This is a genomic window from Kribbella sp. NPDC004875, from assembly GCF_042873375.1.
In the GTDB taxonomy this organism is placed as follows: Bacteria; Actinomycetota; Actinomycetes; order Propionibacteriales; family Kribbellaceae; genus Kribbella.
Genome location: NZ_JBIALI010000003.1, coordinates 775,831 through 798,103 on the forward strand (window position 1 = coordinate 775,831; position 22,273 = coordinate 798,103).

The 22,273-nt window shown below is 69.4% G+C and carries 20 protein-coding genes; 8 read left to right on the forward strand and 12 right to left on the reverse strand.

Going from position 1 to position 22,273, the window contains the following annotated elements; translation table 11 throughout:
- Positions 1–10 precede the first annotated feature (10 nt).
- Together glgB and ACFYRH_RS20885 are read left to right on the forward strand one after the other, a co-directional pair.
- Entirely contained in the window at positions 11–2,239 is a 2,229-nt protein-coding gene (gene glgB, locus ACFYRH_RS20880; protein ID WP_387777412.1) for a 1,4-alpha-glucan branching protein GlgB, read from the forward strand.
- Between the two features lie 10 nt (positions 2,240–2,249).
- Positions 2,250–3,125 carry a GNAT family N-acetyltransferase gene (locus ACFYRH_RS20885; RefSeq protein WP_387777415.1) on the forward strand — a complete coding sequence of 292 codons (876 nt, stop codon included), beginning with the start codon at positions 2,250–2,252 and terminating at the stop codon, positions 3,123–3,125.
- On the opposite strand, the gene ACFYRH_RS20890 is transcribed toward ACFYRH_RS20885, so the two are convergent.
- Both ACFYRH_RS20890 and ACFYRH_RS20895 read right to left on the reverse strand, forming a co-directional pair.
- Positions 3,118–3,933 (reverse strand): phosphotransferase, encoded by an 816-nt coding sequence (locus tag ACFYRH_RS20890; protein ID WP_387777418.1) that lies wholly within the window; start codon positions 3,931–3,933, stop codon positions 3,118–3,120. The genes ACFYRH_RS20885 and ACFYRH_RS20890 overlap by 8 nt on opposite strands.
- Positions 3,934–3,942: 9 nt before the next feature.
- Positions 3,943–4,341, reverse strand: coding sequence for a DUF4870 domain-containing protein (locus tag ACFYRH_RS20895; RefSeq protein ID WP_387777421.1), 399 nt, complete (start codon positions 4,339–4,341; stop codon positions 3,943–3,945).
- Between the two features lie 75 nt (positions 4,342–4,416).
- On the opposite strand from ACFYRH_RS20895, the gene ACFYRH_RS20900 reads away from it, so the two are divergent.
- Together ACFYRH_RS20900 and ACFYRH_RS20905 are read left to right on the forward strand one after the other, a co-directional pair.
- Positions 4,417–5,301, forward strand: a complete 885-nt coding sequence (locus ACFYRH_RS20900) for an alpha/beta hydrolase (protein WP_387777424.1) — start codon at positions 4,417–4,419, stop codon at positions 5,299–5,301.
- Between the two features lie 17 nt (positions 5,302–5,318).
- Complete coding sequence (locus ACFYRH_RS20905; protein ID WP_387777427.1) at positions 5,319–6,245, forward strand: RNA polymerase subunit sigma-70; 927 nt, start codon at positions 5,319–5,321, stop codon at positions 6,243–6,245.
- Here the strand turns inward: ACFYRH_RS20905 and ACFYRH_RS20910 are convergent.
- Positions 6,226–7,629, reverse strand: coding sequence for an MFS transporter (locus ACFYRH_RS20910; protein WP_387777430.1), 1,404 nt, complete (start codon positions 7,627–7,629; stop codon positions 6,226–6,228). The two genes, ACFYRH_RS20905 and ACFYRH_RS20910, sit on opposite strands and share 20 nt — an antisense overlap.
- Positions 7,630–7,653: 24 nt before the next feature.
- Between ACFYRH_RS20910 and ACFYRH_RS20915 the strand changes: the two genes are divergently transcribed.
- A complete protein-coding gene (locus ACFYRH_RS20915; protein WP_387777433.1) occupies positions 7,654–8,070 on the forward strand; it encodes a MerR family transcriptional regulator in 417 nt (138 codons plus the stop codon).
- Here the strand turns inward: ACFYRH_RS20915 and ACFYRH_RS20920 are convergent.
- Both ACFYRH_RS20920 and ACFYRH_RS20925 read right to left on the reverse strand, forming a co-directional pair.
- A complete protein-coding gene (locus ACFYRH_RS20920; RefSeq protein ID WP_387777436.1) occupies positions 8,046–9,260 on the reverse strand; it encodes an RNA polymerase sigma factor in 1,215 nt (404 codons plus the stop codon). The two genes, ACFYRH_RS20915 and ACFYRH_RS20920, sit on opposite strands and share 25 nt — an antisense overlap.
- Before the next feature lie 106 nt (positions 9,261–9,366).
- Entirely contained in the window at positions 9,367–9,735 is a 369-nt protein-coding gene (locus ACFYRH_RS20925) for a YciI family protein (RefSeq protein ID WP_387777439.1), read from the reverse strand.
- A gap of 125 nt (positions 9,736–9,860) precedes the next feature.
- On the opposite strand from ACFYRH_RS20925, the gene ACFYRH_RS20930 reads away from it, so the two are divergent.
- Complete coding sequence (locus ACFYRH_RS20930) at positions 9,861–11,297, forward strand: flavin-containing monooxygenase (RefSeq protein ID WP_387777442.1); 1,437 nt, start codon at positions 9,861–9,863, stop codon at positions 11,295–11,297.
- 133 nt (positions 11,298–11,430) lie between these two features.
- On the opposite strand, the gene ACFYRH_RS20935 is transcribed toward ACFYRH_RS20930, so the two are convergent.
- Positions 11,431–12,570 carry a citrate/2-methylcitrate synthase gene (locus ACFYRH_RS20935; protein WP_387777445.1) on the reverse strand — a complete coding sequence of 380 codons (1,140 nt, stop codon included), beginning with the start codon at positions 12,568–12,570 and terminating at the stop codon, positions 11,431–11,433.
- 73 nt (positions 12,571–12,643) lie between these two features.
- On the opposite strand from ACFYRH_RS20935, the gene ACFYRH_RS20940 reads away from it, so the two are divergent.
- A complete protein-coding gene (locus ACFYRH_RS20940) occupies positions 12,644–13,828 on the forward strand; it encodes a citrate/2-methylcitrate synthase (RefSeq protein ID WP_387777448.1) in 1,185 nt (394 codons plus the stop codon).
- Positions 13,829–13,857: 29 nt separating this feature from the next.
- On the opposite strand, the gene ACFYRH_RS20945 is transcribed toward ACFYRH_RS20940, so the two are convergent.
- From ACFYRH_RS20945 to ACFYRH_RS20955, 3 genes are all read right to left on the reverse strand, one after another.
- The gene (locus ACFYRH_RS20945; protein ID WP_387777451.1) at positions 13,858–15,261 is read right to left on the reverse strand and encodes a hypothetical protein; all 1,404 of its coding nucleotides are present in this window, start codon (positions 15,259–15,261) and stop codon (positions 13,858–13,860) included.
- 80 nt (positions 15,262–15,341) lie between these two features.
- Positions 15,342–16,223 (reverse strand): MurR/RpiR family transcriptional regulator, encoded by an 882-nt coding sequence (locus tag ACFYRH_RS20950; RefSeq protein WP_387777454.1) that lies wholly within the window; start codon positions 16,221–16,223, stop codon positions 15,342–15,344.
- Positions 16,224–16,288: 65 nt separating this feature from the next.
- Positions 16,289–17,323 carry a hypothetical protein gene (locus ACFYRH_RS20955; RefSeq protein WP_387777457.1) on the reverse strand — a complete coding sequence of 345 codons (1,035 nt, stop codon included), beginning with the start codon at positions 17,321–17,323 and terminating at the stop codon, positions 16,289–16,291.
- 98 nt (positions 17,324–17,421) lie between these two features.
- On the opposite strand from ACFYRH_RS20955, the gene ACFYRH_RS20960 reads away from it, so the two are divergent.
- Positions 17,422–17,868 carry a MarR family winged helix-turn-helix transcriptional regulator gene (locus ACFYRH_RS20960; RefSeq protein ID WP_387777460.1) on the forward strand — a complete coding sequence of 149 codons (447 nt, stop codon included), beginning with the start codon at positions 17,422–17,424 and terminating at the stop codon, positions 17,866–17,868.
- On the opposite strand, the gene ACFYRH_RS20965 is transcribed toward ACFYRH_RS20960, so the two are convergent.
- From ACFYRH_RS20965 to ACFYRH_RS20975, 3 genes are read right to left on the reverse strand one after another with little or no spacing between them, the layout of a single operon-like run.
- Positions 17,865–18,803, reverse strand: a complete 939-nt coding sequence (locus ACFYRH_RS20965) for a tetratricopeptide repeat protein (RefSeq protein ID WP_387777463.1) — start codon at positions 18,801–18,803, stop codon at positions 17,865–17,867. The genes ACFYRH_RS20960 and ACFYRH_RS20965 overlap by 4 nt on opposite strands.
- 49 nt (positions 18,804–18,852) lie before the next feature.
- The gene (locus ACFYRH_RS20970) at positions 18,853–20,655 is read right to left on the reverse strand and encodes an NAD-binding protein (protein ID WP_387777466.1); all 1,803 of its coding nucleotides are present in this window, start codon (positions 20,653–20,655) and stop codon (positions 18,853–18,855) included.
- Positions 20,576–22,249 carry a methylmalonyl-CoA mutase gene (locus ACFYRH_RS20975; RefSeq protein WP_387777469.1) on the reverse strand — a complete coding sequence of 558 codons (1,674 nt, stop codon included), beginning with the start codon at positions 22,247–22,249 and terminating at the stop codon, positions 20,576–20,578. Before ACFYRH_RS20975 ends, ACFYRH_RS20970 begins: the two co-directional genes overlap by 80 nt.
- Positions 22,250–22,273: the final 24 nt, after the last annotated feature.

Below are 22,273 nucleotides of genomic sequence, written 5' to 3' on the forward strand. Positions count from 1 at the left end.
GGTTTTCCTGATGGGAGAGCGTGAAGCTTTCGAGGAGCCGCAGGTGTCGGCCGACAAGCCGGTGGTGACGGCGGTCCCGGTGGACCGGACCGTACTGGAACGACTGGTCGCCGGGACGTACCACGATCCTCATCAGGTGCTCGGCCCGCACCTCGGCGAGCACGGGGTCACGGTGCGCGCGCTGCGCCCGTTCGCGAACAGCGTCACCGTGCTACACGACGGCCAGCGCCTCGAACTCCGGCACGAGCACGACGGCGTCTGGGTCGGTGTCCTGGACACCGACAAGGTCCCGGACTACCGCCTCGAGGTGAGTTACACCGACGGGCCGGCCACCGAGATCGACGACCCGTACCGCTATCTGCCGTCGCTCGGCGAGGTCGACCTGCACCTGATCGGCGAGGGCCGGCACGAGCAGCTGTGGACCGTGCTCGGCGCACATGTCCGCCGTTACGACGGCCCCTCCGGTGTCGTCACCGGTACGTCGTTCGCGGTCTGGGCCCCGAACGCGCAGGGCATCCGGCTGACCGCCGACTTCAACTTCTGGGACGGCCGCGCGCACCCGCTGCGTTCGCTCGGCGGCTCCGGCGTCTGGGAACTGTTCGTCCCGGGTGTCGGTCCGGGCACGCGGTACAAGTTCGACATCTGCGGCCGCGACGGTGTCTGGCGGCAGAAGGCCGACCCGATGGCCAACCTCGCCGAGACTCCCCCGGCGAACGCGTCGGTCGTCCACGAGACGCAGTACGAGTGGGACGACGCCGCCTGGCTGGAGCGGCGGGCCGCGACCGCGGCGTACGCCGCGCCGATGAGCGTCTACGAGGTGCATCTCGGCTCCTGGCGGAAGGGCAGGTCCTACCGCGAGCTGGCCGACGAGCTCGTTGCCTATGTCAACGAGATGGGTTTCACGCACGTCGAGTTCATGCCGGTGATGGAGCACCCGTTCGGTGGCTCCTGGGGCTACCAGGTGACGTCGTACTTCGCTCCGACGTCGCGCTTCGGTGACCCGGACGACTTCCGTTTCCTGGTCGACAAGCTGCACCAGTCCGGTATCGGCGTGATCGTGGACTGGGTGCCGGCGCACTTCCCGAAGGACGCCTGGGCGCTGGCCCGCTTCGACGGTACGCCGCTCTACGAGCACCCGGACCCGCGCCGCGGCGAGCAGCCCGACTGGGGCACGCTGGTCTTCGACTTCGGCCGTCCCCAGGTGCGGAACTTCCTGGTCGCGAACGCGATCTACTGGGCCGAGGAGTTCCACATCGACGGCCTGCGGGTCGACGCGGTCGCCTCGATGCTGTACCTCGACTACTCGCGCGCCGAGGGCCAGTGGGTCCCGAACCAGTACGGCGGCCGCGAGAACCTGGAGGCGGTGTCGTTCCTCCAGGAGATGAACGCGACGCTCTACAAGCGGGTCCCGGGCGTGATCACGGTCGCCGAGGAGTCGACGTCCTGGCCGGGCGTCACCCGGGCCACGCACCTCGGCGGGCTCGGGTTCGGCTTCAAGTGGAACATGGGCTGGATGAACGACTCGCTCCACTATCTGGAGCACGAGCCGGTGCACCGGCAGTACCACCACCACGAGCTGACGTTCTCGATGATGTACGCGTACTCCGAGAACTTCGTCCTCCCGCTGTCGCACGACGAGGTCGTGCACGGCAAGGGCTCACTGCTGCGCAAGATGCCGGGCGACCGTTGGCAGCAGCTGGCGAACCTGCGCGCGTACCTGGCGATGATGTGGGCGCACCCGGGCAAGCAGCTGCTGTTCATGGGCTGTGAGTTCGGTCAGGAGTCGGAGTGGTCGGAGAAGGGCGAGCTGGACTGGTGGCTGCTGGACCACAGCGACCACCAGGGCCTGCAGGATCTCGTCCGCGACCTGAACCGGGTCTACAAGGACAACCCGGCGTTCTGGCGGACCGATCACGACGCCGAGAAGTTCAGCTGGATCGACGCCAACGACGCCGGCAACAACGTCTTCTCCTTCGTCCGGTACGGCGACGACGGCGAACCGACCGTCGCCTGTATCGCGAACTTCTCCGCGCTCCCGCACCACGGCTACCGCCTCGGCCTCCCGTACGCCGGGCGCTGGGAGGAGGTTGTCAACACCGATGCCAACTCCTACGGCGGCTCCGGTGTGGGCAACTACGGCGCGGTGGTCGCGGACGGACCGGAGTGGCACGGCATGTCCACCAGTGCGGAGCTGTCCGTACCACCCCTGGCAACCGTGTACCTGCGCTTCACCGGGTAGCGTTCACGGCGTGACCGCCGTAGATCCTCTGTCCGATGGTGACCTGACGCTGCGCCCCTCACCGCCGAACGGTGAGGTGACCAGCTTCGCTGTCGACCACGGCGAGGCACTGGGGACGGTCGAGCTGCGCCGGACCTCACCGGGTGTCGCTCTGGTCAGCTGGGCGCTCGAGGGCGGTCCTGGCGTGGCTCAGCAGGCGCTCCGGCTGGTGTCGGAGTACGCATTCGGCCAGCTCGGGCTGGAGCGGCTGCAGGTCGAGGTGGACCCGGAGCTGCATTCGTCGGCGCGGGTCGCGATCCGCTCCGGTTTCCGGCGTGAAGGGGTGCTGCGGGGCGCCGTGCTGATCGAGGGTGAGCGTCGGGACGTCGCGATCTACGGACGACGGGTCGATGATCCGCGTCCGGACACCGTGACGGGCTGGACCGCGTTGATGGACTCCGCGCTGCCGAAGAAGCGGGTGATCGCGCACGTCGTCGTACGGGACACCGGCGGGCGGGTGCTGCTGTGCCAGGTCAGCTACAAGAAGGACCTGGAGCTACCGGGTGGTGTCGTCGAGCCGGACGAGGACCCGGCGACCGGTGCCTCCCGCGAGATGGAAGAAGAACTCGGTACGGCGCTGCCGCTGCTCGGGGTCCTCGCCATCGACTGGCTGCCGCGCTGGGAGGGCTGGGGCGACGCCGTCGAGATCCTGTACGACGGTGGCGTCCACGACCCGTCGCTGATCGACAGCCTGCGGCCGGACGGGTTCGAGATCCGCGACATCCAGTGGCACGCCCCGGAGGAGCTCGCCGGACTGGTGTCGCCGCTGAACGCCCGGCGGCTGCCGATGGTCCTGGCCGCACCGGATCGGCTGTACAACCTGAGCAACGGCTCGCCGATCACCTGATGAGCTGGTTGACGCACCAGACGTAGTGCCCGTCGCCGGCGTTCTCGTCGTAGATCGTCGCGGTGACGATCGCGTACGCCTGCCGGTAGAGCCGCATCCGCTCGCGGTCGTGCCCGAGCTTCTCGAACCGGTCGACGAGCAGGTCGTCGAGCCGCCGGGCGTCAGGCCCGTACATGTCGAAGAACCCGGCCGCCAGCGAGGCCTCGAACGTGCTGTCGCCGGCCGTTGACAGGAAACCCCAGTCCAGTACCGCTGCGACCCGAGAACCGTCCATCAGCACATTGGGCGGACAAATGTCGCCGTGTACGACGCTCAGCTCGCCGATCTGCAGCTGGTCGAGCTGTGTGGTGATGTGGTCGAGCCTGTCGTCGAAGTCCGGCACGTCGCGCTCGAAGTGCTTGCGTGCGGCCGCCGCGCGTCGGCGTACCAGCGCGGCGAGGCTCCGTCCCCAGGTGTCCTGCCAGAAGGGCTGACTGATCACAGGGAGCGCATTGCTCGCCGGACCGGGGTGAACAGATCGGAGTGCTTCGACGACCGTGACGAACGCGTCCAGCGCGTGCTCCTCGGGCAGACCGGCCTCGTTCAGAGGTACGCCGGTCAGCTTGTCCTCGACGCTGATCGCCAGCCCGTTCGCACCCGTGGTGATCTCACGGATCCGCGGCGTCCGGAACGGCAGCTCCGGCAGCTCGTCGAGGAACGCCTTCAGCGGCCGGACGTCGTCCGGACGGCGGTCGAACCAGATCTTGCGGACCGTCCCGTCGCCGAGGTCGTAGACCGCGCCTTCCATACCCTGCCCGATGAGCTCCACCGGGTGAGGTTAGCGAACCAGCCGGAGCGTCAGCGGATACCGGTACTCGCGGCCGTTCGAGGCGGCGATCGTCGCCAGGATGATGAACACGACCGCCGCGATCGCACCGATCACGATCAGCGGCACGATGATCAGCACCCCGAGACCGAACGTGATCAGGATCAGCACCACGGCGATCGCGGTGTAGATCAGCAGCGAGATCTGGAAGTTCAGCGACTCCACCGAGTGCCGGCGGACGAACTCCGAGCGCCCGCGGAGCACCAGCCAGACGATCAGCGGGCAGAGGAACCCCATCGCGATCCACGCCGCGACGAACACCCCGACGTGCGCGACCATCGCCCACGTGCGCTCTTCCGAGGCCGACAACGGTGGCCCGGAGTTCGGCGTACTCATACTCCAGTCAAGCACGCCGATTCCTTTTGCGGGGTTCGCCGGTCAATACCGGTGACAGAACAGCCACGAAACAGCCACGAAAGGAATGACATGGCCAGCAACGAGTCAGCAGCGGTCCGGCGGCACTGGGCGGCGGCGAAGGCGTCGTACGGGCAGCTCGATCGGGAGCAGGCGGACCATCGCTGGGCCGAGCTGACGGCCGAGCCCGCGGACGTGGACTACTTGGCGGTGCCGGGACGTCCCGCGCTCTGGATCGTGCCGCACGAGGCCGCCACGGACCGGGTGCTGCTCTGCCTGCACGGTGGCGGGTACATCAGCGGATCGAGGTACTCGCATCGCAAGATGTTCGCCCACCTGGCCCGCGCGGCCGGCGTACGGGCGCTGGTGTTCGACTACCCGCTGGCGCCCGAGCAGATCCATCCGGCGCAGATCGACGACGCGGTGGACACCTACCGCTGGCTGCTCGACCAAGGCATCGCGCCCGAGCACATCGTGTTCACGGGCGACTCCGCAGGTGGCGGGATGGCGGTCACCACCCAGCTCCGCGCCGCCTCGGTCGGGCTACCGTTGCCGGCCGGCGCGATGCCGTTCTCACCATGGGTGGATTTCGAGGCGAACGGAGCGTCGTACGACGCCAATCGGGAGCGCGACGCCTTCTTCGACCGGGACGTGGTGCGTGGCCTCTCGTTCGTGTTCCTCGGCTCGGAGGGCTCACCGCGGGACCCGTTCGTGAATCCGTCGTACGGCGATCTGAGCGGGCTCGGTCCGCTGTACATCCAGGTCGGCGGGGACGAAGTACTGCTGGGCGATGCGCAGGATCTCGCGGCCGCCGCGGAGAAGGCCGGGGTCGAGGTGCGGCTGGACGTGTTCCCGGAGATGCAGCACACGTTCCAGATGGCGGCGGGTCGCGCGCCGGAGGCGGACGACGCGATCCAGCGGATGGCAGTCTGGGCCCGGAAGGTGCTGGGACTGTGACGATCGAGGGAGTAGTGGTGAGCGACTTCGCCCAGTCGAGCGAACCGTTCCGCAAGGAGCTGCTCGCGCACTGCTACCGGATGCTCGCGTCGGTGCACGAGGCCGAGGACGCCGTACAGGAGACGTATCTGCGGGCGTGGCGGGCGTGGCCGGAGTTCGAGGGCCGCTCGTCGGTGCGGGTCTGGCTGTACCGGATCGCGACCAACGTCTGCCTGACCGCGCTGGAGCAACGCGGCCGGCGCGCGTTGCCGTCCGGGATCGTCGCCCCGAGCGCGGAGCTGACCGCTGCTCCCCCGCCGGCGCCGGAGGGCATCGGCTGGGTCGAGCCGCTGATCACTTCCGATCCCGCATCGATCGTGGCGGGCCGGGAGAGTCTGCGACTGGCGCTGATCGCGGCGTTGCAGTACCTGCCGGCGAAGCAGCGCGCCGTACTGATCCTGCGGGAGGTGCTCGCGTTCCCGGCGGCCGAGGTCGCGACGATGCTCGACACGTCGGTCGCCGCGGTGAAGAGCACGCTGCAGCGGGCGCGTGCCCGCCTCGACGAGACGGCTCCCGCGCAGGACGAGCTGGTCGAACCGGACGATCCCCGGGCGCGGGCCCTGCTCGCGGAGTACATCACCGGCTTCGAGAACGCCGACACCGCCGCCCTCGAACGCGCCTTGCGCGCTGACGCCGCGATCGAGATGGTCGGTACGACGACCTGGTTCAACGGTCGCGTGCTGTGCCTGCAGTTGCTGGCGTCCGCGGTCGGCGATCCTGGCGACTGGAGGATGATCCCGGTCGTGGCCAACGGCCAGCCGGCGGTCGGCGCCTATCTCAAGGGCGAGCCGTACGGCGTCGCCGTACTGACGCCGACCGCGACCGGGATCACGCACATCCACGTGTTCAGCACGCCGAGCCTGGTCACGGACTTCGGTCTGCCGGTCACACCTCCCGGACGGTAAGGCGAGCCCACCGACTCGTACTCACCAGGGCAAGCGCCACGACTACGAGCCCCACCACGACCATCGGCCACCACACCGCGTGCTCGGCCCGGACGAATCGCTGGGGATCGGTCGTCGCGGTGGCGCCGACGACCGATCCGGCGACCGCGATACCGAGTGACGTACCGGTCTGGCGGCCTACCGAGGCAAGGGAGGCCGCCAGGCCGGCCATCGAACCGGGCATGCCGGAGACCGCCGAGTTCGCGATCGGCGGATTGATCGTGCCGAGGAACACGCCGAACAGCAGGAAGACCGCGAGTACGGCGGCAAGTGGCGTGGCTGCTCCGATGGTGAGCGAGGCTACTGCTCCGAGCGTGAGCGCAGTACCCGCGATCACGAGCGGTGTGCGCGGACCGCGCGAGCCGACGATACGGCCGGTCACCGGCGACAGCACGCAGATCAGCAGACCGATCGGGAGGAGACACAGGCCGGCGTGCAGCGCGGACAGGTTGCGGACGCTCTGCAGGTAGAGCGTGGTGACGAAGAGGAACGCGCCGAACCCGCTGTAGGCGACCATCGCGATCAGGACCGCCGAGCTGAACGGGACGCTGCGGAACAGCCGGAGTTCGAGCAACGGTTCGGTACGGCGGCGTTCGTAGGCGATCAGTGCGGCGGCTGACACGGCGGCGATCACCAGCGGCGTAGCGACCATAAGTTTCTCGTGCTTCCCGGACTCGATGATCGCCGAGACGACGCCACCGAGGACGAGGATCACCAAGAGCTGGCCGATCGGGTCGAAGCGACGGCCGTGGTCGGCGCGGGATTCGGGCACGTAGTGGCTGGTGAACAGCACGGCGAGGACGACGATCGGCAGGTTCACCCAGAAGATCGAGCGCCAGCCGAGGCCGTCGACGAGCGCGCCGCCGAGGATCGGGCCGAGCACCAGCGACAGGCCGGCGGTGGCGCCGAAGATGCCGATCGCCCGGGCGCGTTCGGCGCGGTCCGGGAACACCGTCACCACGATCGCCATCGCGACCGGGTTGAGCATCGTGCCGCCGACCGCCTGCACGGCGCGGGCGGCGATCAGCCAGCCGATGCCGGGCGCCAGACTGCACAGCAGCGAGCCGATCCCGAACACGATCAGGCCGAGCCGGAACATCTTCTTCCGGCCGAACCGGTCCGCGGTGGAGCCGGCGAGCAGCAGGAAACTCGCGAGCACCAGGGTGTAGGCGTCGACGGTCCATTGCAGGCCGGCCGTCGAGGCGCCGAGACCGTCCCGGATCGCGGGCAGGGCCATGGTGACGATCGAGATGTCCATCACCGAGACGAGGATGCTGGCGCAGCAGATCGCGAGCACGACGTACGGGCGGGTCCGGGCGGGGGCCTCGAGCGCTGGAAGGGTCATGGGTACGACGCTAGGATTTAGAGCGTGCTCGAAGTCAATGAACGCGGGATCAGTATCGCCGAAGCCGCCGAACGCACCGGCGTCAGTGTCCACACCCTGCGGTACTACGAGCGCGCCGGCCTGGTCGTCACCACCGTCGACCGGACCGCCGGCGGGCGCCGTCGCTACCGGCAGCGGGACCTGGACTGGATCAAGATCTGCACCAAGTTCCGCGCCACCGGGATGCCGATCCGCACGATCCGGCAGTACGCCGAACTCGTGCTGGCCGGGCGCGGCAACGAGAAGGACCGCCTGGAACTGCTCGAGACACACCGGGCGGAGATCCTCTCGAAACTCGCCGAACTCTCCGAGAGTCTGGAGCTGATCGACCACAAGATCGACGTGTACCGGGGCCGGCTCGAGGCCGGCGACGCCGATCAGCTGTGGGCGCCGCGGCCCTGAGCCAACCGGTTCGCCAGAAACCGCCGCTCGGTCTCGTTGGCGGTCTGCTCGATCGCCTGCTCATAGGCCTCGGCCGCCTGTCGCGTGCGGCCGAGCCGGGTGAGTACGTCGGCGCGCGTCGCCGGCAGGTAGGCGTACCCGGCCAGCGCGGATTCCTTGCCGAGGGCCTCGAGCTCGGCGAGGACCGCTTCCAGATCCGCACCCGGGACCAGGCTGTGCGCGGCCGCTCGGTTCAGCGCGACGATCGGAGTCGGCCAGCTCACCATCATCGCGTCGTACATCCGGACCACCTGGCGCCAGTCCGTCTGCTCCCACGACGGCGCGGTCACGTGCAGGCCCGCGACCGCTGCCTGTAAGGCGAAACGGCCGTGGCCCTGCTGCAGCGCGGCGGTCGCCCGCGACACCCCTTCCGCCAGCAACTGGACATCCCACCGCGACCGGTCCTGGTCGGCGAGCAGCACCAGCTCGCCGTCCGCGCTGACCCGCGCATCACCGCGCGCCTCGGTCATCAGCAGCAGGCCGAGCAGCGCCTGCGGTTCCGGCTCGTCGGGCATCAACCGCACCAGCATCCGCGACAGCTCGATCGCCCTCCCGGTCAGATCGGACCGGGTCAGCTCCGCCCCCGCCGCGACGTACCCGGCCGTGTAGACCAGGTGGACGACGGTCAGCACGACGTCCATCCGGGCGGGCAGCTCGTGATCCGCCGGGATCCGGTAGGGGATCCCCGCCGCGGCGATCTTCTTCTTCGCGCGGGTGATCCGCGCGGCCGCCGTCGGCTCGCTGATCAGCAGCACCGCCGCGACCTCACGCGTGGTCAGTCCGCAGATCAGCCGCAGCGTCAACGCCACCTGCGACTCCCGCGCCAGCGCGGGGTGACAGCAGGTGAAGACCAGCCGCAACGGATCCGTCGGCTGCTCGACCTCGCCAGGCTCCTCCACCAGCAGCGGCAGCTTCCGCCGCAGGTTGGTCTCGCGCCGCAGCCGATCCAGCGCCAGCCGCCGCGCGACCGTCGTCAGCCAGCCCCCGGGGTTGTCCGGGATCCCCTCCGGCCAGGTGCGCAGCGCCTGCACGAAAGCGTCCTGCGTGCAGTCCTCGGCGAGGTCCAGGTCGCGCGTCAGCCGGACCACCGACGCGAGCACCGTCGACCAGCTCTCCCGGTGCACCCGGGCCAGCTCCCGGGTCACCTGCACCGCTTCCACCTTCACCTCTCCCCCCAGATCCGTGCACGCCAGACCCGTGCACGCCAGGCCCATGGGTACGCCGGGAGCACCGGCGTACCCAGGCCGCGCCTCATGATCAGGCCGGCGCCGCTTCGGGTGACGTGTCCATCACCGGGCGCACCTCGACGTTGCCGGACGGGCAGATCTTCGCCAGCTCCAGCGCCTGGTCCAGGTCACGGGCCTCGATGACGTAGAACCCACCGAGCGCCTCCCGGGTCTCGATGAACGGCCCGTCGGTGACCAGCGGCTCCGCGCCCTCACGCTGCTTGACCGTGCTCGCCGTACTCGACCGCTCGAGCGCCTCGCCACCGAGGATCCGCGCCCCGGCCTTCTCCACCGCTGCCGCGAACTCACCGTGCAGCTTCATCGCCTGCTGCCACTCGTCCCGCGTCAGCTTGTCGTACCACTCCTCGCTGTCGAACAGCAGGAACATGTACTGCGCCATCTCAGGCTCCCCTCGCGTACTGCGTACGTCGTCGTTCTTCATGGACATCTTGCTGACGAATGCCGCGACACGGAATCGACAACGCCGGGTGAGAATCTTCCTTACTGTTGAGTACCGTGGCCGCTATGGAGCACTTCGACGTCCTGATCGTCGGCGCGGGCCTGTCCGGGATCGGGGCGGCGTACCGCCTGCAGACCCGCTGCCCGGACCGCACGTACGCCGTACTGGAGGCGCGTGACACGCTCGGCGGCACCTGGGACCTGTTCCGGTACCCAGGGGTGCGGTCGGACTCCGACATGTTCACGCTCGGCTTCCCGTTCCACCCGTGGAAGGCGGCGAAGGCGATCGCGGACGGACCGTCGATCCTCGACTACCTGCACGAGACGGCGGCGGCGTACGGGATCGACAAGCACATCCGCTACGGGCAGCGCGTCGTCCGCGCCTCGTGGTCGACCGCCGACGCACTGTGGACGGTGGAGACGGCGGAAGCGACGTACACCTGCTCGTTCTTCTACGTGTGCAGCGGGTACTACGACTACGACTCGGGCCACGTGGTCGACTTCGACGACCAGAGCGAGTTCCAGGGGCGGGTCGTGCATCCGCAGCACTGGCCTGCCGACCTGGACTACGCAGGTCAGCGCGTGGTCGTGATCGGCAGCGGTGCGACCGCGGTGACGCTCGTCCCCGCCATGGCCGGTACGGCGGAACACGTGACGATGCTGCAGCGGTCCCCGAGCTACGTCGCCTCCCGCCCGGCCCATGACGCGATGTCCGACCGCATCCGCGCCGTACTGCCGGAGAAGCTCGCGCACCGGGTGATCCGCGGTAAGAACGTCGTGCTGAGCTCGGCGATCTACAGCGCGTTCCGGCGCTGGCCCGCGCATGCGGCCTGGCTGCTGAACGCCGGGGTGGCCAAGCAGCTGCCCGAGTCGATCCCGGTCGATCCGCACTTCACACCGAAGTACAAGCCGTGGGACCAGCGGCTCTGCCTAGTGCCGGACGCCGACCTGTTCAAGGCGCTGCGGAACGGGTCGGCCTCGGTGGTCACCGACGAGATCGAGCGATTCACGCCGACAGGTCTACGGCTGCGTTCCGGGCGGGAACTGGAGGCCGACCTGGTGGTCACCGCGACCGGCCTCCGCATGGTTGCGCTAGGCAACATCCAGCTCACCGTCGACGGGCGGCCGGTCGCGCCGCACGACACGTTCGTCTACCAGGGCATGATGCTCAGCGGCGTACCCAACCTGGCGTGGTGCATTGGTTACACCAACAACTCCTGGACACTGCGGTCCGACCTCACCTCGCAGTACGTCTGCCGGTTGCTGAACCACCTTTCCGCCACCGGCACCCGGATCTGCACTCCCCAGGTCGACCCGGCAGAGTACGACGCCCCGCCGCGGCCGGTCGTCGATCTGTCCTCGGGGTACATCCGCCGGGCCGCGGCCATCCTTCCCCGCCAAGGAACCCAGGGCCCTTGGCGGCTTCGGCAGAACTATCCCCGGGACCTGCTGCGCCTCCGTCTGACGCCAGTCACCGACGGCGTCATGCACTTCAGCGGTTGACCCGCGAGCTGAAGGGTTGCCCCCTCGGAATTTCGGAGGGCAACCCTCCAATGCAGGGGGCAACCCTCCAACTCAGGGGACAACCCTCCAACTCAGGGGACAACCCGCGAGACGGCGGGTGCGGCGGTGGGGATCAGGGGATGGGGGCCGGGGGCTGAGGGCCGACGTACGTCGCGATCGGGCGGATGATCTTCGGGTCGGTGGCCTGTTCGAGGACGTTGGCGGACCAGCCGATGATGCGGCTGACGGCGAAGGTCGGGGTGAACATCGCGCGCGGGATACCGCACAGCTCCATCACCACACCGGCGTAGAACTCGACGTTCGCGTACAGGTTGCGGCCCGGCTTCAGCTCCGCGAGGACGTCGACGATGCGCTGCTCTACCGTGGTGGCGAAGTCGACCAGGTCGCCGCCGATCCCGCGGGCGATGTCGCGGAGCATCAGCGAGCGCGGGTCCTCGGTGCGGTACACCGCGTGACCGAAGCCCATGATCCGATCGCCGGCCGAGACCTTCGCGCGGACCCAGTCGTCGATGCGGTCCGGCGTACCGATCTCGTCGAGGCTGGCGAGGGCGCGATCCGGGGCGCCGCCGTGCAGCGGGCCGGAGAACGCACCGATCGCGCCCGCGACGGCAGCGACCACGTCGGCTCCGGTGGAGGCGATGACGCGCGCGGTGAACGTGGACGCGTTGAAGCCGTGGTCGACCGTCGAGACCAGGTAGTGCTCGATCGCGGTCGCGTGCACGGCGGACGGCTCGGTGCCGGTGACGAGGTAGAGCCAGTTCTGGGCCGCCGTCAGGTCGGCGCGCGGCTCCAGTGGCTCTTGTCCTTCGCGGAGCCGGTAGAGCGCGGCGAGGATCGTCGGGGTGACCGCGCAGACCAGCATCGCGTCGGCCTTACGGCGGGCCGGGTCGGCGTCCCAGAGCGGCGGGAGACCGCGCACTGCGGCGAGCAGCGACAGAGCGGTGCGGAGACCGGCGAGCGGGTTGAACGTTTCTCCTGCGGTGGCGATCGCCGGCAGTACGGCACGGACCTCGTCCGGCAGCACGCGCAAAGGCGCCAGTTCGGCGACGAACCGATCGCGCTCGGCGGGGCTCGGGAGGTGACCCTCGAACATCAGGTACCAGACGTCTTCGAGTGTCCTGGACTTGGCGAGATCGATCGCCGAGTACTGCCGGTAGTGGTAGAACCCCTCGTCACCCCGGACGTCGCCGAGGGTTGTCTCGGTGACGACGACATTGCGCAGGCCCGGCGGAACATTGATCGTTGTTGACATATCTTCAGCGTTGACAGGCAATCAAGTATTGTCAATATTGATCCAGTCAACATGAAACGTGCGAGGAGCGGGGATGACGGCCGAAGGTGACGAGAATTACCTGACGACCGCCGAGGTGGCGCGCCGGCTCCAGGTGAAACCCGAGACGGTCTACGCGTACGTCAGCCGCGGCATGCTCACCAGCGTCCGCGCCCGCGGTCGCCGCGGCAGCCTGTTCGCCGCCGGCGAGGTCGAACGCCTGGCCAGCCGCTCAGTCGAACACTCCGGCGTCGTCGAACGCATCGAGTCCCAACTGACCCTCCTGCAAGACGACGAGCTCTACTACCGGGGCCACCCCGCCCGTTCCCTGGCCACCACCGCCACCGTCGAACAAGTAGCCCACTTCCTCTGGACCGGCCAGCCAATCCCATCCGGCCAGCCGGGGCAGCCCGAGGCGGTCGACGGGTTCGTGGTCGGGCGGGAGGGGGTGCTGTTGGCCCGGCGGGCTATGGAGGTGGTGCCGGACGGGGCTCGGTTGACGGATCGGTTGCGGGTGGCGGTCGCGGTGCTGGGGGCGGCCGATCCGTTGCGGTTCGACCTGTCGACACCGGCGGTGACCGCGGCGGCCGGCACCTTGATCGAAACCCTGGTCGCCGCACTCCCAGGGCCCACGGCCGCCCGTACCACCCTGGGCGGCCGGCTCTGGCCGAAGCTGTCCGACCACGAGCCCCGCCCGGAGCTCCTCGACGCCACCCTCATCCTCCTCGCCGACCACGGCCTCGCGGTGTCCACCGTCGCCGCCCGCGTCGCCGCGAGCGCCCGAGCCAACCTGTACGCCGTCATCTCCGCCGGGCTCGGCGCACTCGACGGGCAGTACCACGGGGCCGCACCGACTCTCGCGTACGAGTTCCTCGCCCGAGCGATGGACGACCCGCTCACAGCGCTCTCGGACCAACTACGTTCCGGCGAACCCGTCCCGGGTTTCGGCCACAAGATCTACCAGCAGCACGACCCGCGCGCCGACGTACTGCTGGAGCTCCTCGGCGACCACCCCGTCGTCGACACGATCGCGGCGCTCGCCGAGCGCACCCCGAAGCTCCCGAACAGCGACCTCGCGATCGCCGCGATCATGCACGCCTACGACTTCCGTCCGGACGCCGGCGACGCCCTGTTCGCCCTCGCCCGCATGATCGGCTGGACCGCCCACGCCCTCGAGGAGTACGCGGCCCCAGCCCTCCGCTTCCGCACCTTGGGCATCTACACCGGCCGAACCACCTGACCCGCACCAACCACCTGCCGTCGGCTTGGCTACCTGGTGGTCAGCTTCAGGAGGGTTGCCGCGCCCGGGGCCAGCGAGATCTGTACCGGGCCGACGCGCTGGGAGGTGTACTTCTGGCGCGCCGGCTGGAAGAGACCGACGGAACCTACGGTCGACTCGTTCAGAGAAACCACCGCGCGGGCTCGGTCGCTGTGGGAGCGGTTGGTGACCAGCAGCCAGCGGTCGCCCGATGCAGCGTCGCGTGAGCGGAACGTGCCGACGACGACCGGGCTGCCGGTGACACCCGAGACCAGGTTGGTCGGCGTGAACCCGACGGCCCCGTTCGGCAACGGTGATTCGTTGGCGTGTTCGACGGTTTCGGAGACGAGTGGCTTGAGTTCACGGCCGACCGGATGCAGCCAGGTGGTGTTGATCTGCTGCGCGGCGTAGTACCGCGAGGTGCGCAGGCCGTCGACCGTGATCAGCGCCGGGCCGAAGCCCTCGCCGCGCGCGGCCTCCGGGGTCCAGTACGTGAAGTACTGGATGCCCTTCGCGCCGTACGCGAGGCTGATGTTGATCTGCCACAGCAGCTCGGCCGGCGTCGGCTCCCGATGGTTGTTGTAGGCAAGCGTCTGGATGAACACCCAGGACGGGATGTCGCCGTGCAGCGCGGCGTCGCGGACGATCGCCCAGTTGTGGAAGTAGTTCGTGTCCTCGCGACCCTCGGACAGCAGCGGGTACCGGTCGAACGAGATCAGCGACGGTCGCACCACGTCGACGAAGTTGCGGTAGTACGACGCGTCGTCGGACGGAAGCAGGTTGATGTACGGCAACAGTTGCGGTGCCAGCTCCCGGGAGATCGCCAAGGCCTTCGCCAGCGTCGCGAACCAGCCGGCTCCCGGCTCGTCGTAGAAGTTGAAGCCGGCGAGGGAGGAGTACGGCCCGTAGGCGTTGCGCGCCCGGGTGTACAGCTCGCGGGCCTCCGCCGGGGTCACGCTGAGGAAATCCGTCGTGGTGTCGGAGATCGAGAACCAGCGGGACATGTTGCGGATCTGGATGTCGTCGGAGATCAGCATCTGCAGACCGGCGTCGCGGGCGAGGCCGAGCTGGTACTGGAAGATGTTGCCGTCACCGGCGTAGTTGCCGGAGATGACGAAGTCGAAGCCGGCGTCCTTGATCTCCGTGAATCGCTCGGCCGTACTCGCGAACGGGTGCGGCGGCCAGAACAGCCCGATCGGAAACTCCGTTCCGCCCGTCAGCGGCAATTGATCAGGCGACGGTACGGCGGCCTGCGCGACTGCTCCCGCGGTCGAACCGGTCAAGGCGGAGGCGGTCGTGGCGGAGGCGGTCGTGGCGGAGGCGGTCGTGGCGGAGGCTGCGGTGAGGGCGGTGGCGCCGGCGCCGAGCAGGAGGGCGCGACGGGACGGGCCGAGGGATTGGTGCGGACTCTGCATGATGCTCCTTCGGAAGGCGGTCGAACGGAGTGGCAGAAACGTGTGCGGAAACGTGTATGGAAACGTGTGACGGCAGGGCTTCAGGAGCGGCGGCGGTGGTCGGCGACCGCGTCGGCGGTGGCGTCGAAGGCTTGTTCGGCCAGCGGGTAGTCGCGTTGCGCGACGCCGAGGTAGAGCGCGTCCAGCACGATCATCTGGGCGTGCCGCCCGGACAGTCCCCCGGTCCGGAACGTGACGTCGCGAGCCGAGGTGACCAGCACGATGTCCGTCGCCTGCGCCAACGGCGACCGCGGATAGTTGGTGATGGCAACAGTCGTCGCACCTTGCCGCCCGGCTCGCGCCAGCGGCTCCAGGACCTCGATCGTCTCGCCGCTGTGCGAGATCCCGACCGCGACGTCCCCGGTCCCGAGCAGCGCCGAGCTGGCGAGCGCCGTGTGCACGTCGCTCCACGTACTGGCGCCGCGCCCGATCCGATGCAGCCGCAACCGTAGGTCCTCAGCCACCGCGGCCGATCCCGCCACGGCGTACAGGTCGATCCGGCGCGCGTCCGAGATGGCCGCCACCGCCCGGCCGAGCGCGTGCACGTCGAGCGCCGCGACAGTGTCCTCGAGCGCGCGGGTGTCGGCGCGCAAGAGGGTCCGCAGTACGTCGTCCAGCGAGTCGTCCGGACCGACCTCGGAGCCGGTCCCACGTTCCCAGCTCGGACTGGTCCGGCCGGCCTCCGCCGCGAGCGCGAGGCGAAGCTCGGCGTACCCGGACAGTCCGAGCGCGAGGCAGAACCGGGTGACGCTCGGCAGCGACGTCCCGCAGCGGGCCGCCAGCTGGCCGATGGTCGACGAGGCGACCGCCACCGGATCCCGGAGTACCTCGGCCGCGATCCGGGCCTGCGCCGGGCTGAGCGCCGGCAGCAGGCCGTTGATGCGCGCCTCGAGACTCGGCGGCGGTGACTCGACAACGCTCATGTAAAGAATTCTCAGAGTACTTCAGACACAATTGCAAGAATTCACACTGACCGATTCCGGCCAGCTCAGTGACTCGCCCGCCGGATCGTGAACTCGTCCGACTGCCCGCCGGCGAGCAGTACGTCGATCCGCCCGCTCAGCACGTAGGTGCCGTAGGGCGTGACCGCTGCCGTGGTCGGACCGGAGACCGGCCATGGTTCGACCGACTGGACCTGCGCGGTCCGGTAGTTGTCGCGGCTGGTCAGGAGGGTCATCTGCTCGACGCCTGCCGCGCCCAGCTTGTTGGTGATCGCGATCAGCCGACCGTCGCGGGCCACCGCCAAGCCATCTCCGCCCACCAGCGCACCGGCCAGACCAGTGACACTCAGTTCGCCGCGTGACGAGATCCGGAACAGCGTGCCGGTGTCGTAGCGGACCGTCAGCAGGTAGCCGGCCGGGTTCCAGACGATGCCGTTAGCCCCGATCGTGTCGCTGCGCAGGCGGTCGTCGCGGACGAAGACGGAGGCTGCGCCGGACGGGGTGACCTGGTAGATCGCGTCGGATGCGGGGTCGGTGACGTAGGCGTTGCCTGCGGCATCGATTGCCAGGTCGTTCACGCCGTGGCGGCCGCCGGCCGGGTTCAGGCGCGGGGTGTTCAGGTCGATCCGTCGCTGGAGACGGCCGGTCCGCAGGTTGTAGATCGCGATGCCGGACTGTTTGTAGGTGGTGGCGTCGGAGGATCGCTCGCCGTTGCCGATGTCGGCGTAGGTGACGAGCACCCGGTTGCGGGCGGCGTCGACATGCAACCCGAAGGTGGAGACGCCAGGCGCGACGCCGAACGGGTGCGGTACGCCGTCGCGGCCGACCACGGAGATCCGCCCGGTCGCCAACGAGCCGACGAGGAACGCACGCCGGGTCGGATCCCAGGCGATCCCCTCCGGATACCGATCGGCGGTCGAGCCGTCGATCCGCTCCGGAAGCGGCGCAACTGCCCGCGCCGCCGGCGCCTCGACGAGGACGGGCGCGGCGGTGGCGGTGATGGTGGTGGCGGTGGTAGCGGTGATGGTTGCCAGTGGAGCGGTCAGCGTCAGCAGCGCCGCACCGAGTGGACGGAACTTCATGGAGAACCTCTCTCTGATGGATACGAACACAGAGACTAATCAGAGGTCTGATGGTCGTCAATGCATATATTGCAAGCGCAGTTCGTACGATGGTTCCTATGCGGATGTCCTTCGACGAGCGGCTCGGTAGTCATCTCAAGCGGGTGGAGCAGGAACTTCAGGCGGCGAAGGCGGCCGCCGTGAAACCGGCCGGGCTGACCGTTCCGCAGTACGCCGCTCTGTTCGTGCTCGACGAACAGCCGGGGATCTCGGCCGCCGAACTGGCGCGCCGGTGCCTGGTCACGCCGCAGACGATGACGACGATTCTGCGCAACTTGGAGGCGGCCGGCCTGATCGAGCGCACACCACATCCACTGCACCGGCACGTGATCGAGACGCGTCCGACCGCGACCGGACGCAAGGCTCTCGATCAGGCGGACGAAAGAGCCGCCGCCGTCGAACGTCGACTGGCGGCGGCTTTCACAGAGACGGAGGCGGAAACCCTCCGCAACCTCCTGGCCCGGGTCTCCGAAACTCTGACCACTGACCCGATCTTGAACGGTTAGAACAGCGCGGACATCAGCCGGCGGCGGGCCTTCATCACCCGGTCGTCGTCCGCGCCGACGACGTCGAACAGCTCCAGCAGGTGCAGCCGGACCGCGTTCCGCTCGTCCCCGGAGGTCGCCTGGACCGTGCTGATCAGGCGCGCGAACGCGTCGTCCACGTGCCCGCCCATCAGGTCGACGTCGGCGACCAGCAACTGCGCCTCGACGTCGGTCGGGTCGTCGGCCGCGCGGGTCCGGATGTCGGCCGGGACGTCCTGCGTACGCTTCACCAGCTGCACCCGGGCCAGCCCGGACTTCGCCTCGGCGTCGCCCGGCGTCTCCTTCAGCAGCTCCTCGTACGCCGCGATCGCGCCGTCGAGATCGCCCGCGCCGACAGCGTTCTCGGCCTTCTCGTACCGCGGGTTCGGCGCGTCCTCCTCGACGGGCTCGGGCGCCGGACCGCCGACCGGGTCGGCCCGCCCGGTAATGCCGTTGGCAACCGCCACGGTGAGCAGCTGGTCAAGGTACTGCCGGACCTCGGGCTCGCCGAGGACGCCCTGGAACAGCGGGACCGGCTGACCCCGCAGGATGGCGATCACGACCGGCACCGACTGCACGCCGAACGCCTGGGCGACCTGCGGGCTGGCGTCGACGTCGATCCGGGCCAGCAGGAACTTCCCGGCGTACTCGGTCGACAGCTTGGCCAGCACCGCGCCGAGCTCGGTCGCGCCCGGCGCTCGCGGTGACCACAGCTCGACCACGACCGGGGCCTGGATGGACCGCTCGATCACATCGGCCTGGAAGTTCGCCTCGGTCACGTTCAGCACGTAAGCGCCCGCGGCGCCACCGCCCTGGCCACCGCCCGCGGGCGCGCCCGGACCGGCCGGCGCACCGGCCGGCTTGCGGAGGGACGACAGGTCGATCGCCCCGGGACGGGAGAAGTTGGACTGGCTCACCACTGTCCTCGCATTCCGTGCGCACTCCGTACGTTCACAGGTCCATCCTCTACGACGCTACCGAACCGCGCTGCCCCCGGGTCGCCATCAGTAGCCGCGCCAGCCCGCTCCGCGTGCCCGCGACCGCCACCCGGTCCCCTGCCTGCAGCTCCCTGTCGGGCTTCGGGCTCCAGTCCCAGGCGCCTCCGACATCCTGCCGGGCCAGCACCCGCAGGCCGCCCGCCTCGTCCAGTTCACCGAGCCGCAGCCCACCCGCGACCGACCCGGCCTCGACCGTCACCTCCGTCAGCAGCAGCACGCGGCGACCGGCCGGCACCGTCACCTGACTGCGCCGGTTCGCCACCGCGGCGGCGACCGCCGGCGCGACCAGCATCGACACCGACCGGCTGTGGCCGAGGCCCAGCCGCCGCTCGACCCGCTGCGCCAGGTCGTGGTCGAACATCCGCATCGTGATCCGGGCCTCGGGGTTCAGGTCCCGGACCACCATCGCCGATTCCAGGTTGGTGATGTCGCCGTCGGTGATCGCGAGCACCGACTGGCAGCGCTGGACGCCGGCCGACCGCAGCGTCTCCTCGTTGCTGCTGTCCCCGATCACGACCGGGATCCGCAACCGGTGCGCGACCTGGATGCCGGGCGCGTCCTCGTCCATGTCCACGCCGACCACCGCGACGCCGCGCTCGGTGAGGATCTCGAGCACCCGAGCACCGACCGTACCGAGGCCGCACACCACGACGTGGTTCCGCGGCCGGCCGCGCACCCCGCCGATGATCCGCGACAGCCGCGCCCCGATCAGGGAGTCGACCACGACCGCGGTCAGCAACGCCATCAGCACGATTCCGGTCAGCTGCACCATCACCGCGGACACCTTCACCCACGGCTGCGCATCGTTGAACTTGTCGTCGTCGATCCCGGCCGAGGTCACCACGCCGGCCGCGAGGTACAGCGCCCGCCACCACTCGATGTCGCCGAAGAAATGGATCACGCCGGTCCCGATCGCGATCAGCAACGCCATCAGCGCGGCGATCTTGCGGACCCGGCTGTCGAGGATGTCCCGCATCGCCATCAGCCAGCCGGCCGGCCGGACGTCGCGACTGCGCCACACCTCCCGCACTCCGGTACCGAGCACGATGTCACCCTCGGGATCGGAGCTCGACAGCGGCAGCAGGTCGGGTGTCGCGGACGACGTGGTGTCCGCGAGCACGGTCAGGTGCGGTTCCCGGATCAGGTCGGCCTGCCCCACCACGAGCCGCCGGCCGCCGAGCTCGAGCCAGGTCAGTTCGTCGTCCTCGAGCGCGTCCGAGACGAACGCGGGCGCGGCCAGCGACGGCCCGTTGATCACCACGCAGTCCCCGAGCAGGCTGTTCATCTGCTTGCCGAGCCGCGGGTTCACCATCTGTACGACGATCCGCAGCTCCGGATCCATGTCGCGGGCGGTCAGCGCGGTGTGCACGTTGTGGACGTCGTCGGTGTCCAGCAGGACCAGAGCCCGCGCGGTGGACGGCGTACCGTCGTCGGCCGCGTCGACGCCGGCTCGCCGGAGCAGTGACTCGCTGATCACCCGGGCGCCCATCACGGTCGCGCCGAGCTCGCCGATCCGGTCGTAGTGCCGCGACGCGGGGTTGACGATCGCGGTCACCCGCTCGCCCGAGCTCACCAGCTCGGTGACCACCCGCAGCATCGTGCGGTCCGAGCCGCAGACCACGACCCGGCGCCCGTCGGGCGGCCCGATCGCGCCGGCGACACCCGTGGACTTCCCGGGCGGTGGCGGCGGATCAGAACCGGGCGGGCTCTCGGTACTCTCCCCACTGTTCCCGAAGAACGTGACAGATTTCCCCCATCGTGGCCTCCGCACGCACCGCCTCCAGCATGGGCTCGATCAGGTTGCCAGTGCCGCTGGCCGCCTCCACCAGAGCCGACAGCGTACGACGTACCCGGTCCTCCTCGCGGTGGGACTTGCGTTCGGCCAGCACCCGGCACTGCTCGACCTCGACCTCGTGCGACACCCGGAGGATCTCCAGGTCCCCGGAGACGGTGTCGGTCAGCGTGTTCACGCCGACGATCTTCTTCTCGCCCTTCTCGAGTTTCTGCTGGTACTCGAACGCGGCGTCGGCGATCTCGGCCATGAACCAGCCGTCCTCGATGCCGCGCAGGATGCCGCCGGTCATCGACTCGTCCGGGCTCATCTCCTTGATCCGGGCGAAGATCTGCTCGGCCTCGGCCTCGATCCGGTCGGTCAGCGCCTCGACGTACCAGGAGCCGCCGAGCGGGTCGGCGACGTTCGTGACGCCGACCTCCTCCATCAGCACCGACTGGGTCCGCAGCGCGATCTCGGCCGACTCCTCCGACGGCAGCGCGAGCGTCTCGTCGAGCGCGTTGGTGTGCAGCGAGTTCGTGCCCCCGAGGACGGCGGCCAGCGCCTCGACAGCCGTCCGTACGACGTTGTTGTACGGCTGCTGCGCGGTCAGCGACACGCCCGCGGTCTGGGTGTGGAACCGCAGCCACTGCGCCTTGTCGGTCTTCGCGCCGTACTCGTCGCGCAGCCAGCGGGCCCAGATCCGGCGGGCGGCGCGGAACTTGGCGATCTCCTCGAAGAAGTCCAGGTGGCTGTCGAAGAAGAACGACAGGCCGGGCGCGAACACGTCGACGTCGAGCCCGCGGGACAGCCCGAGCTCGACGTACCCGAAGCCGTCGGCGAGCGTGTACGCCAGCTCCTGCCCGGCCGTCGAGCCGGCCTCGCGGATGTGGTACCCGGAGACGCTGAGCGGCTTGTACGCCGGGATCGTGGTGGCGCAGTACTCCATCAGGTCGCCGATCAGGCGCAGGTGTGGCTCGGGCGGGAACAGCCACTCCTTCTGCGCGATGTACTCCTTGAAGATGTCGGTCTGCAGGGTGCCGTTGAGCTTGGTGATGTCGGCGCCCTGGCGCTCGGCGGCGACCAGGTACATGCAGAAGGCGGGCACGGCCGGGCCGGAGATCGTCATGGAGGTGGTGACGTCGGTGAGCGGGATGTCCTTGAACAGCCGGTCCATGTCGGCGGCGGAGTCGATCGCGACGCCGCAGTGGCCGACCTCACCGAGCGACTTCGGGTCGTCGGAGTCGCGTCCCATCAGCGTCGGCATGTCGAACGCGACCGACAGGCCGCCGCCACCGCCGTTCAGGATCATCCGGTACCGCTCGTTGGTCTGCTCGGCGTTCCCGAATCCGGCGAACTGCCGGATCGTCCAGGTCCGGCCGCGGTAGCCGGTCGCGTACAGCCCGCGAGTGAACGGGAACTCCCCCGGCCAGCCGATCCGCTCCATCCGCGGGTCGGCGACGCCCTCGGGCGGCCCGTAGACCGGCTCGACCTCGGTGCCGGACAGCGTGGTGAAATCCGCCTCCCGCTTCCGCGCGGCGTCGTACCGCTGCTGCCACCGGTCACGCCCGGCCGCGATCTGCTCGGCATCCATCGTCGGACCTCCTAGAGAACTGGT

What these genes read in the sequence shown, in the direction of transcription:
- glgB (WP_387777412.1), top strand. Translation starts at nt 11, where the DNA reads ATGGGAGAGCGTGAAGCTTTCGAGGAGCCGCAGGTGTCGGCCGACAAG.
- ACFYRH_RS20900 (WP_387777424.1), top strand. Translation starts at nt 4,417, where the DNA reads ATGGCCAGCAACGAGTCAGCAGCGGTCCGGCGGCACTGGGCGGCGGCG.
- ACFYRH_RS20910 (WP_387777430.1), bottom strand. Translation starts at nt 7,629, where the DNA reads ATGACCCTTCCAGCGCTCGAGGCCCCCGCCCGGACCCGCCCGTACGTC.
- ACFYRH_RS20925 (WP_387777439.1), bottom strand. Translation starts at nt 9,735, where the DNA reads ATGGCGCAGTACATGTTCCTGCTGTTCGACAGCGAGGAGTGGTACGAC.
- ACFYRH_RS20930 (WP_387777442.1), top strand. Translation starts at nt 9,861, where the DNA reads ATGGAGCACTTCGACGTCCTGATCGTCGGCGCGGGCCTGTCCGGGATC.
- ACFYRH_RS20935 (WP_387777445.1), bottom strand. Translation starts at nt 12,570, where the DNA reads ATGTCAACAACGATCAATGTTCCGCCGGGCCTGCGCAATGTCGTCGTC.
- ACFYRH_RS20940 (WP_387777448.1), top strand. Translation starts at nt 12,644, where the DNA reads ATGACGGCCGAAGGTGACGAGAATTACCTGACGACCGCCGAGGTGGCG.
- ACFYRH_RS20945 (WP_387777451.1), bottom strand. Translation starts at nt 15,261, where the DNA reads ATGCAGAGTCCGCACCAATCCCTCGGCCCGTCCCGTCGCGCCCTCCTG.
- ACFYRH_RS20950 (WP_387777454.1), bottom strand. Translation starts at nt 16,223, where the DNA reads ATGAGCGTTGTCGAGTCACCGCCGCCGAGTCTCGAGGCGCGCATCAAC.
- ACFYRH_RS20955 (WP_387777457.1), bottom strand. Translation starts at nt 17,323, where the DNA reads ATGAAGTTCCGTCCACTCGGTGCGGCGCTGCTGACGCTGACCGCTCCA.
- ACFYRH_RS20960 (WP_387777460.1), top strand. Translation starts at nt 17,422, where the DNA reads ATGCGGATGTCCTTCGACGAGCGGCTCGGTAGTCATCTCAAGCGGGTG.
- ACFYRH_RS20975 (WP_387777469.1), bottom strand. Translation starts at nt 22,249, where the DNA reads ATGGATGCCGAGCAGATCGCGGCCGGGCGTGACCGGTGGCAGCAGCGG.